Consider the following 11,932-nt stretch of genomic DNA (forward strand, 5'->3'; position numbering starts at 1 on the left):
TCACATTTTTTTAATATTTCATTAAGAAATTGGTATTTTATAGCCAGTGTTACTACACTATATAAGACTTTTAATTAGCCATTTTTTATTAGCTAAGCAGGAAACAATGAATCAAATAAGAAGATTTCTTTTGTTTTTAAAGGTGCTCCAACACCTAATGATAATTTTTATATTTTCATTATCATACTTTATGCTACACAGCTGGTTATAACGAGAAGCCTTACACTAAAAATAACATAATTCATTGATCAAACGAGGTAAACATCTGTTTATCTCGTTTTGTATTATATGCTAGAAAAAGCGATAAGATAAAAATGGTTATCAATAGAAAGCCTACAAGTTCTTTTTTACCCCTCTATGGTACCTGACATTATAAATAAATTATATGGCTAGTTATAGAGTGACGTTTCCCCTTCAGGCCTAGTTTTAAAACGTCTATGGGCCCAAAGGTACTGTTCAGGTGCTTTCAATATTTCGGTCTCTAAAACAGCGTTAATTATTGTTGCATCCTGTAACGCATTACAACTTGGGTATCCTATTATTTGTTTACCCAATACTAAATCATAATTCACCCCACTCTTGTTTCTCAATAATGTTACTGTGAGTGTCGGTGATTTAGATAATTGAGCAAGTATAGATGTCCCCTTTGATGTGGAGGTATTTTTAACAGAAAAGAATGGCGCAAATATCGTGCCTTTTCGTCCAAAATCTTGGTCAGGTGCAAACCAGATGGACTTGCCGCTTTTCAATTCTTGAACCATAAATTTTAAATTTTTACGGTCAATCATTCCTTTGCCAGAACGGCACCGCCCCTTTGTTTGAATATATTCCATCGCTTTATTATTATGAGGCCGATACATTGCATTAACTGGGAAACAGAGGCCCATAATCCGTCCACCTAACTCAAGTGACATAAAATGGACCCCAACGATAATTACACCTTTATTTTTCCCAATCGCATCTAAATAATTAGACATTCCTTTTACTTGAAATAATTTTTTAACTTTTTTATCGCTCCAGAACCAGGCTATCCCTGTCTCAAATAATGCGATACCTAAAGATTTTAGGTTGTCATTTACCAGAGTATCTATTTCATTTTTATTTTTATTTGGAAAACATAACTCTAAATTTTGTTTAATTATTGATACTCTTCTCTTAATAAAATACCGTGAATTACTACCTAGAAAAGCACCAAGCCACATTTGCCATTTATAAGGTAATTGAACTAATAAAAATAAGATAAAAACCCCCACCCATGTTACTAAGTACTTTGGATGGACCAATTTCCGTGAAAATGGGTTTTTGGCGTACATTATATCTCCCAATACTTCGCCTTTGCAGAATGCACGCTATTTTAGACAGTATTTAGTCTTTGAAATTCAACATGATTACTACAACAAGATGGGCTTTCGCCCACAACTATCTGAATATCCTTACAATGTATCTTCCATTTGAGGAGATAACAGTCGGATAACCTTTTCCAAGCAGTTAAGCAATATTTTAATTTTTAGTATGGCCAATAAATAGCACTGTGAAGTCCATTTTCCCTTCTTCAGAACTGTGTATCGGTTAAGCTAAAACGTAATCACTTCAACAGTAAAGAACAGACAAAATTATCACATATATCGCTTAATTAATCTCACTATTAATATGTACTTTTGTCATTTTGCGACTTTTTTTGCTGATTTTTGTCAATTTAATCGTTATTTCTTTATTGGCACTTTCAAGAGTGCCACCATAATCACCGATGGAAAGAAAAATTGATGTTCTTCTTCTGCATAATGATATCTAAAATATGTCCCACCAGCGACCCAAAATAGTTAAATGATAAGAATTACAGGTAATAGCCTGACCACCCCAAGAGCAGTCTAAATTAGGTTAATCAATCTGGTTTTCTACCATTTGCGTCAATCAACTTCCAGAACCCGTTATTGTATTGAAATGTCATTGTGAATTGATTATTAACCATCTCAGACCAGTAATCCAATATGATGGTGTCTTCTTCAATATAAATAACGCTTAAATGATGAGGGAAGTCAGGCTCATTAGTGCGACTATAAAAGTATCGTTGAACTTGGTTATCAAAGTCTGGAATCGCTCTACTAATTTCTACTATAAAGCCTTTTAAGTTATCAAAGTTAGCTATTTGCTCAGGCTCTAGTCCAATAACAATGTCGTGCTTTGGAGATACATTAACCTCATCACCACTGAGAATGACATCACCTAGCGTTGTAATAAAATCCTCGACCTGATACCTGTTGATTCTTTTCATCTCTTCACTCCCTCAATGAGTTTCAATAATGTTAGCTTAGCGGGGGGCAAATTCTATTTGTCATCTAGTTTATAAGAGGTGTAACCAGAAGATCAATTTACTACACAAAAACAAAAAGAAAAAACCCGCTACATCAATGAGATGTAGCGGGTTCTTATTTGGTGCCGGCTACCGGAGTCGAACTGGTGACCTACTGATTACAAGTCAGTTGCTCTACCAACTGAGCTAAGCCGGCGAATATGGCGGAGAGATAGAGATTCGAACTCTAGGATGGTTGCCCATCGGCGGTTTTCAAGACCGCTGCCTTCGACCGCTCGGCCATCTCTCCATGGGGCGCGATTATGGAGGAATCCCACCAACTTGTCTACCCCTGAAAGTAAAAAAATTGATTTTTTTACTTCGTTTGGCTAATCTTCACTCAATTGTTCTCTATTTTCCAATAAAAATGGTAATATCTGTGCAAAATCGGTGTCTATCCTTTCTCTAGGCGTATGATTTTTAACCTAATACTACTTTGCCGATGGGACGACTTGCCACAGTATGTACAAACAATCATTATTAAAACCGAGCACGCTTTTTCGTATCTTTGCCGCATTTATTCTGTTGCTAATTGTGATGCTCTGTTTATCACTCTTTAATTACTACCAAGCATTGGTTCAAAGCCGTCAAACCAGCTTAAACAGCATGGCCAGTCGGTTAGCATATCAAATCGAAGATTATCGTTATCAAGCGAGCCATATCTACAAAATTGCCAATGACAAATCTTCAGTCCCCCCTACCGATAACCTTGCTGTGACAGGTATCCGTCATGATATTTTTTGGCTAAGTAGTGCGAATCAATCCATTGATGCCATTGTATTTGGTAATAATAAGCAAAGTAATAATGTTTTAGCCTCTAAACTTGCAAATTATATGGAGATTGTGTGGGGAGCCCGTAACGAATATAACTCAATGTATTATCTCAATGGATTGGACAACACCTTAGTTTTAGTGACCACCCATTCAATTCTTAAACCTGAGCTCCGTTTTAAAGAAAGTTATCTCACATTAACAGCTGAAGAAAAGCGTGCTGATATGTTGACCCAATCAACATTATTAGATCGACGGGAAATAATTTCTAATATTCAAAAATACTCTCCCGATAACCTTTTCTACTATACTTATCGGCTAATGTTCAATTCACCGGGGCAGTTAACTAGCGTTATATCCTTTGATATTTCTATCAATTCACTGATCCCTCCAAGTTTAAATGGGAATTTTTTTACGATTAATGCGCGCCCTTCAAGTACGGGAAGCAATGAATCACATTCAACTTGGTCTGGGACCAACCTCATTTTCTCCCACCCTATTGATGGCACTGGATATCAGCTTTACTACCATGTTTCATTAAAAAGTATTATTTTTAATGTTATTAGTTATAACTTATGGCTAATGACAGGCATGCTTATCATGATCTTATTCGCTTTACTGATCATGATTTTTATTCGTAAGCGCCTTATTTCACCCAATACCAATATGTTGCAAGAGCTGAGTTTTAATGCCTCACTGACTAGCGACATTATCAGTCATATTTCATATGGCATTTTAGTTTATGACTTTAACACTAACAAAAAGATCCTGAGCAATGACATTGCTAACCAACTATTACCTTCGATGGATCTTGTTCACATTAAAGAAATGGCGATGGAACACCATGATGTGATTCAAGTTTCTATCGAGAATATTGTATATGAAGTTATACTTGTCGATAACATGTCAAAATCAAACACTGCGCTCTTTATTATTATGGACAAAGATAAAGAGGCGTTGACACAAAAACGCCAAGAACTTGCTAATCGCGAATACAAAAAAAATATTCACATGCGCAAGGTAGTATTTGAGAATATGTGCAGTGAAATATTACCCTCATTAATTAAAGTGGATAATCAATTAGCTAGATTAGCTGAAATAACCGATATAAATAACCGTGGATTTATTTTAAAAATTGAAAATCAGCTTTTCCTTATCAATCGTTGGTTTCAAAATATTAGCTTATTAAATCAGCTAGAGTCCCAAGCTGAACCTATAAAAACTGAGAATGTTTCTATCAGTAACTTAGTTAGCCAATTTTTGAAGCAAAATCTATCCCAGTGTAATAACAAAGGGTTATCGCTTTATTTTCATAATAACGTTAATCCAGATTCACTTATCGTGGCAAATCCAGATTATTTAACGCAGTTAATACAACTTATTTGGGATTATTCTATTGCTACAACCTCTTTTGGAAAAATTTCATTCACGCTATCTTATGACCCCAGTAAAAATGTAATCCTGTTGAGCATAAAAGACAGTGGAACGGGAGTCAGTAACCAAGAACTGAGTAATTTACAAAGCCCCTTTACTGGGCAAATATTGAACGCTTCTAACTTTACACGCTCTGGTATAACGTTTTATCTATGTAAGTTACTGGTCAAAAAAATGAATGGTGTTTTTTCTATTCGCTCAAGTGATGCAATCGGGACTCATTATGAAATTACGCTTCCAGCAGCCAAGGAGATGCTCATCAATGACTACCCCGCTTTATTGGAAGATATTTGTATTCGCTTAAATATACATAATGCGGATATCTCTCGGATTGTGAGGAACATACTCACAAATTATGGCGCGGAATATTTGGATTTAAGTGAGAGTTCTCCCCATACTAACTGGGATCTTTTGATAACTGATAATAATGAGGAATGTTTTGAAAATATTGTTAAAGTGAATGGCTCTCTATCTGGAATCAATCAATTACAACCTCATTACATTGAAGCTAACTATAATTTTGCTGATGAATTAATTGATGCTATCTCATTGCTGATCGAAAATGCAGGTGATGAACATGACCATTATGGTAATTTGATTTCACACCATGTTGATACTCAAGTGCTTTCACAGAGCTCGAATGAATCAATAGAAAATGCAATTGTAAGTTATCAATTATCACTAGCAAATAGTGGATATCGAGATTTGTTTATCACAACAGTACCGATAGATATTAATAAACTGTATAATAGTGAAAGTGTTGAGGATTTGACCGAATTGAAAAACACTGCACATCGTTTAAAAGGAGTTTTTGCTATGCTCGAATTTACTTATCTTCATACGCTTTGTGAAGATTTAGAGCGTTACATAGCAGATGAAAACGGATTGGAAATAAAAAATTGCATTAGCATGCTGGATAATTCAGTCAAAAAACTAATGCCAGAAGGTAACCAATAATATGAATAACCTAAATGTCATTGTTGCCGATGATCACCCTATCGTTCTTTTCGGCATCAGAAAATCACTTGAACAAATTGAATGGGTGAATATCGTAGGGGAATTTGAGGACTCAACTTCTTTGATTAATAACTTAGCACGTTTAAATGCAGATGTGCTAGTTACTGATTTATCAATGCCAGGTGATAAATATGGTGATGGTATAACTTTAATCAAATACATCAAACGGCATTATCCTGACCTATCAATTATTGTTCTTACAATGAATAATAATCCAGCCATTCTTAGCGCGATCTTAGAGTTGGATATTGAAGGGATTGTGCTCAAACAAGGTGCACCGGCTGATTTACCTAAAGCGTTAGCGGCTTTACAAAAAGGTAAAAAATTCACACCAGAAAGCGTGAGTAAACTGCTGGAAAAAGTCAATGCAAGCGGCTATGGTGACAAACGTTTATCACCAAAAGAAAGTGAAGTGCTACGTTTGTTTGCTGAAGGTTTCCTAGTCACTGAAATTGCCAAAAAACTTAACCGCAGTATAAAAACAATTAGTAGCCAGAAAAAATCAGCCATGCTGAAATTAGGCGTTGAAAATGATATAGCGCTACTGAATTACCTTTCTTCCGTCAGTATTGATAACTCGCCTTCAGAGTGATCTTATTTCAACTACAAGACTACACCAATAAAAACCCAGCTATGGGTTTTTATTTTTGCCTTTATTTTTCAGCCACTTTCAACAATAACGAGTCAAGGTCTCACGTAAAATTGCAATTGTTGTCGGTTTTGATAAACAATCATTCATTCCTGCATTAATACAACGTTGTTTTTCTTCTGCCATTGCATTAGCAGTTAATGCGATAATTGGTAAGTTAAACGTTAAACGCCGTAGCTCTTTTGCCAGCTGGTAACCATCCATATTAGGCATATTTACATCTGTTAAAATAATATCAACATGATGATTATCTAAATATTTTAATGCATCTAACCCATCTACTGCTGTGCCAGTAGTAAAACCGATAGTCGTTAATTGTTCACTCAATAATGCTCGGTTAATTGGGTGGTCATCAACAATCAATACATGACATTCACCTAACGTATGATCAGCGACCAACAGTTGATTTGTCATACTATTTTTTTGCGATTGTTCCATGGTTCTCATGATGGCTTTATCAATTAACATAGGTAATTTATCTAATTGATATGTATTATAAATCCATTGATTCTGTTTTATTTCCTGAAGCTCACCTGCATAACCACTTGATAACTGGATATGATGTTCGTAGATTATCCCCTCAACATGCTCATAATCGGTTATTAGTAAATTATATTTTTGTGTTTTATCAATTGTGCTATGGCTAACAACTGTAAATTGCTCATGACTTAACAAACGCAAGAGAAAGCTCATTAAAAATTCATTTCGACACAAAATAGCAATGCGATAACGTGCGCGATATTCTGGAATATTTTTCTTCGTATACTCTTGCCCATATAAAGGAATACGAATAGTAAATGAGCTACCAAGCCCAATTTGTGAGCTGACTTCAATATCACCATCCATGAGGTTAACCAGTTTTTCACAAATAGCTAAACCTAAACCGGTTCCTTTATGACCCAAATTATTTTGCTCATAAACTTGAAAAAATGGGTCAAATAATTGCATAACCACTGAATGGGTCATTCCAATCCCTGAATCACGGATTTCTATCTTTAAATAATTTTCATCTTTCCAAACATAAAGCAATACAAAACCGGATTCCGTAAACTTAATACTATTATTAACAATATTGGAAATCACTTGTTGTAGACGAACTGGATCATTCAAAATGAGATCAGGAATATCTGGTTCAATATAGGAATATAATGATATTTTTTTCTTAGTCACTAATGGCAAATAGTTCGCTAATACAAACGCAAAAACCTCTCGACAATTAAATAATTTACTTTCTATTTTCAATTGCTTAGATTCAATTTTTGAAAAGTCTAAAATATCACTAATAATCTGTAATAAAAGTGATGATGAATTATCCATAGTTGAAACTAAACGTGTTGCTTTCTCTGATAATTCATAACGTTGTAGTAACTCTATATTACCAATAATTCCATACAATGGCGTTCTTAATTCATGGCTAACAGTCGCCAAAAACATTGACTTAGCATGGTTAGCTTGTTCAGCTGCATCGGCCACATCTTGCAGCGATTTTTCCATTTGCACGCGAATGCTGATATCGACTAAAACACAAATAGCGACGTCTTCATTTTGATATCGTGAGTTTACAAAGCTAATTTGTAAGTGTGTACCATTGGTTGTCACTACATCAATATAGTTGCTCGTTTTCTGGCGAATAATTGTCAATATACGCTGTTTATCATCATCATTTAATAACCGAAAATAGTCATGAGCTAGTTCATTACTAAGAATATTACCGCCATCGGTTAATCTTAAGATGATGATACCCACAGGGGCTGATGCCACAATTTTATGGTTGAATTGTTCATGTTCCTCAAGCCGTATCGCAGTGTTCTCTGCGGGTTCGAGCATTTTCCTTTCAAGTAACCAAATTAAAAAGAAAATCAGTCCACCCGTAAAAATATTTAGGAGGATACCGTAAAAAATGGTGTTTTCTAAACTCGCTAATATTTCCGACGTCGCAATTGAGAAAATGACCGTAATTTGAGAAGGTGCTAACCTTTTTTTGAAGATTAATTTTGAGTAATCTGAGTTAAAACCGAAAAATGAAGGCTCAGAAATATTGAGCAGTGCTGAGTCCTTAGGGTTGATATCTATCGGCGAATATAAAACAGGCTGGTTATAATCATTAATAATCAATATTTCAATAGCTTTATTGCGGCGAATATTAAATTGATTCAAATTAATTGTACGTTCTAGCCCAATAAATGCGGGGAGCAGATTATCATGCTTAATTGCTTGAATTAAGTAAACCTGCCCATAATCCGGCTGAGCACCATGCATAATTGTAAATAATTTACGCTCTTTGCCTTGTAGCCTTAAACCTTGATAAGTTCGCACACTTTCGTAACTGACTTTTTTTAGTATTTCTATATCCGATATGGTAGAACGAATAGGATAATCCACCAGACAATAACTTTTCGAACCCACTAAAAAGACATGATTTAAAGCTTGAGGCGCTGCAATACTCTCTTTCCAAAAATAATTTAATTGTTCAAAAGCCTGCAAATAGTTTTCAGCTTTATCCCTAAAATGATCACAATCCGTATTCGGAGTTAATTTATAGAACGAGTAATTAGAGGCATTTGGCAACTCCATAAATTTACTCGTAAAAGTATTTTCCTCTGTCGATTCTTGCAGCTTTATTTGGTACAGATCAGTCATCGACTGAATAGAATTCAGAGTCGCTGCCGTTTGCTGAATATAGACTTGTAGGTTTTCATACCCAGAATAGAACTGCTGACGAAGATCAGATTTGTATTCATTAAATTGCGAATAAAGGAAAAATAAAGTGATAAAAACACCCATGCCCCACAACATCAAGCCGAGGATACGAAATAAATCCCGAGAAAGTCTAAGTGATGTTTTAAACGAGGGTAAATATCTCAAGCGCTTTCCTGTATATTCGATACTATGACCGCTAATTATACTCGATTACATGATAAAAAAGCGACAAACATGAAAAGTAATAAAATAAAGACATTTAAATTAGAAACTAAAACGGGCAGCTAGTTATGCTGCCCGTTCATTAAATTAAACGTTGTGATTACTCTTGATCGTCGATATTTGCATCATCAACACCATTTTCTTCCGTGTTTTCATTTGCATTCTCGTTATCAATGTTTTCATCATCAATGTTTTCATCATCATCCGTTTCAGCAACGCGCTGTAAACCAACAACTTTTTCATCTTCAGCCGTTCTAATCAAGGTAACACCTTGTGTATTACGGCCAACGACGCTCACTTCAGACACACGTGTACGCACTAATGTTCCTGCGTCTGTGATCATCATGATTTGGTCAGTTTCATCAACCTGAATGGCACCAACAACATTACCGTTACGCTCACTCACTTTAATGGAGATAACCCCTTGAGTTGCACGAGACTTAGTCGGGTACTCAGCTTCTTCAGTACGTTTACCGTATCCGTTCTCTGTCACTGTTAAGATGTGCCCTTCGCCACGTGGGATAATCAAAGAAACGACTTTGTCGTTATCCATTAATTTAATACCACGCACTCCTGTAGCGGTACGTCCCATTGGGCGAACAGCATCTTCAGCGAAGCGGACGACTTTACCTTGAGCGGAGAACAGCATAACTTCATTTGAGCCATCCGTTAAATCGACACCAATCAGCTCATCACCGTCATTCAAGTTAACCGCAATGATACCTGCGCTTCTTGGGCGGCTGAATTCTTGTAAAGGTGTTTTCTTAACGGTACCACTCGCGGTTGCCATAAAGACATTATAGCCCTCTTCGTACTCACGCACTGGCAAGATAGCGGTAATTCGCTCATCTTGTTCAAGTGGCAATAAGTTAACGATTGGACGACCACGAGCACCACGGCTAGCTTCTGGTAGTTGGTAAACTTTCATCCAATACAAGCGACCACGGCTTGAGAAGCACAAAATAGTGTCATGCGTATTGGCCACCAAAAGGCGATCAATAAAGTCTTCGTCTTTCGTTCGTGCTGCAGATTTACCTTTACCACCCCGGCGCTGTGCTTCGTAATCAGACAGAGGCTGATATTTCACATAACCTTGATGTGATAATGTTACCACCACATCTTCTTGGTTGATCAGGTCTTCAATATTGATATCTGCAGTATTTTCAGTAATTTCTGTACGACGAGGGTCATTATAAGTATCGCGAATAATTTCTAATTCTTCGCGGATGACTTCCATCAAACGTTCAGGACTACGCAAAATAAACAGTAATGCTTCAATTTGTACGAGAAGCTCACGGTACTCTTCCAGTAATTTTTCGTGCTCAAGACCCGTTAATTTTTGGAGACGTAAATCCAAAATAGCTTGGGCTTGTTGCTCAGTTAGGAAATATTGCCCTTCATGGACACCAAACTGAGGCTCTAACCACTCAGGACGAGCGGCATCATCTCCCGCACGCTCTAACATCGCAGCGACATTACCTAAATCCCAAGAACGTGCAATCAAACCAGCTTTCGCTTCTGCTGGTGTTGGTGCTTTACGGATCAGTTCAATAATTGGGTCAATATTAGCAAGGGCGATTGCCAGTGCTTCAAGGATATGAGCACGATCACGCGCTTTGCGTAATTCGAAAATCGTACGACGAGTGACGACTTCACGGCGGTGACGCACAAAAGCAGCAATGATATCTTTTAAATTCAGTATTTTTGGCTGCCCTTGATGTAGAGCCACCATATTGATACCAAAAGAAACTTGCAATTGAGTCAAGGAATATAAGTTGTTCAGTACAACTTCACCTACCGCATCGCGCTTGACTTCAATAACAATACGCATACCGTCTTTATCCGACTCGTCACGCAGTGCACTGATACCTTCAACACGCTTGTCTTTAACTAACTCAGCAATTTTTTCAATCAAGCGAGCTTTATTCACTTGATAAGGGATTTCGCTGACAATAATGGTTTCGCGACCATTTTTCTCATCGACTTCCACTTCAGCGCTTGCACGGATATAGACCTTGCCACGCCCTGTGCGATAGGCATCAATAATCCCACGACGGCCATTAATAATAGCTGCGGTTGGGAAGTCAGGCCCTGGAATGTGTTCCATTAAACCTTCAATACTGATGTCTTCATCTTCTATATAAGCAAGACAACCATTAATCACCTCCCCTAAATTGTGAGGAGGAATATTGGTTGCCATCCCAACCGCAATACCTGACGACCCATTCACCAACAGGTTTGGGATTTTCGTTGGCATAACTTCTGGAATATGCTCTGTTCCATCATAGTTTGGAACGAAATCAACGGTTTCTTTTTCAAGATCAGCAAGTAGTTCATGGGCAATTTTCGCCATACGGATTTCCGTATAACGCATTGCTGCTGCGGAGTCTCCGTCAACAGAACCGAAGTTTCCCTGACCATCAACCAGCATGTAACGCATTGAGAAAGGCTGAGCAAGACGAACGATTGTCTCGTAAACAGCGATATCACCATGTGGATGGTATTTACCGATGACGTCCCCAACAATACGGGCAGATTTTTTATAGGGTTTATTCCAATCATTTCCCAATACATTCATCGCATACAGTACTCTGCGGTGTACTGGCTTCAGTCCATCTCGAACATCTGGAAGTGCACGGCCGACAATAACGGACATTGCATAATCCAAATACGAACTTTTAAGCTCTTCTTCGATATTAACTGGTGTGATTTCTCTGGCAATCTCGCTCATGGAACCACTGTCCCTCATAACTTCGGATTCAAAGAGTAGAACTATACCACAATTCGCC

General features: G+C 37.1%; 6 protein-coding genes and 2 tRNA genes. 2 read left to right on the forward strand and 6 right to left on the reverse strand.

Going from position 1 to position 11,932, the window contains the following annotated elements; translation table 11 throughout:
• Nucleotides 1–389: 389 nt before the first annotated feature.
• The 4 genes from lpxL to M0M83_RS12225 all read right to left on the reverse strand — a co-directional run bounded on the left by lpxL (nt 390) and on the right by M0M83_RS12225 (nt 2,600).
• The gene (gene lpxL / locus M0M83_RS12210; protein ID WP_125891263.1) at nt 390–1,313 is read right to left on the reverse strand and encodes an LpxL/LpxP family Kdo(2)-lipid IV(A) lauroyl/palmitoleoyl acyltransferase; all 924 of its coding nucleotides are present in this window, start codon (nt 1,311–1,313) and stop codon (nt 390–392) included.
• 569 nt (nt 1,314–1,882) lie between these two features.
• Nucleotides 1,883–2,272: a hypothetical protein gene (locus tag M0M83_RS12215; RefSeq protein WP_125891264.1), complete on the reverse strand. Its 390-nt coding sequence runs from the start codon at nt 2,270–2,272 to the stop codon at nt 1,883–1,885.
• Nucleotides 2,273–2,431: 159 nt separating this feature from the next.
• Nucleotides 2,432–2,507: transfer RNA gene (locus M0M83_RS12220), tRNA-Thr, on the reverse strand.
• 5 nt (nt 2,508–2,512) lie between these two features.
• A tRNA-Ser gene (locus tag M0M83_RS12225) sits at nt 2,513–2,600 on the reverse strand.
• A gap of 212 nt (nt 2,601–2,812) precedes the next feature.
• Here M0M83_RS12225 and rcsD point away from each other — a divergent pair.
• A complete protein-coding gene (gene rcsD, locus M0M83_RS12230; RefSeq protein WP_125891265.1) occupies nt 2,813–5,512 on the forward strand; it encodes a phosphotransferase RcsD in 2,700 nt (899 codons plus the stop codon).
• A gap of 1 nt (nt 5,513) precedes the next feature.
• Nucleotides 5,514–6,164, forward strand: coding sequence for a response regulator transcription factor RcsB (rcsB, locus tag M0M83_RS12235; RefSeq protein ID WP_004259923.1), 651 nt, complete (start codon nt 5,514–5,516; stop codon nt 6,162–6,164).
• A 78-nt stretch (nt 6,165–6,242) separates the two neighbouring features.
• Here rcsB and rcsC read toward each other — a convergent pair whose 3' ends face one another.
• Nucleotides 6,243–9,029 (reverse strand): two-component system sensor histidine kinase RcsC, encoded by a 2,787-nt coding sequence (gene rcsC / locus M0M83_RS12240; RefSeq protein WP_248468452.1) that lies wholly within the window; start codon nt 9,027–9,029, stop codon nt 6,243–6,245.
• 214 nt (nt 9,030–9,243) lie between these two features.
• Nucleotides 9,244–11,874 (reverse strand): DNA topoisomerase (ATP-hydrolyzing) subunit A, encoded by a 2,631-nt coding sequence (gene gyrA / locus M0M83_RS12245; protein WP_125891267.1) that lies wholly within the window; start codon nt 11,872–11,874, stop codon nt 9,244–9,246.
• Between the last annotated feature and the right edge of the window lie 58 nt (nt 11,875–11,932).

This window comes from Providencia rettgeri, assembly GCF_023205015.1.
GTDB lineage: Bacteria > Pseudomonadota > Gammaproteobacteria > Enterobacterales > Enterobacteriaceae > Providencia > Providencia rettgeri_E.

Coding starts and splice junctions, on each gene's coding strand:
- lpxL (WP_125891263.1), bottom strand. CDS start 1,313: ATGTACGCCAAAAACCCATTTTCACGGAAATTGGTCCATCCAAAGTAC.
- M0M83_RS12215 (WP_125891264.1), bottom strand. CDS start 2,272: ATGAAAAGAATCAACAGGTATCAGGTCGAGGATTTTATTACAACGCTA.
- rcsD (WP_125891265.1), top strand. CDS start 2,813: ATGTACAAACAATCATTATTAAAACCGAGCACGCTTTTTCGTATCTTT.
- rcsB (WP_004259923.1), top strand. CDS start 5,514: ATGAATAACCTAAATGTCATTGTTGCCGATGATCACCCTATCGTTCTT.
- gyrA (WP_125891267.1), bottom strand. CDS start 11,874: ATGAGCGAGATTGCCAGAGAAATCACACCAGTTAATATCGAAGAAGAG.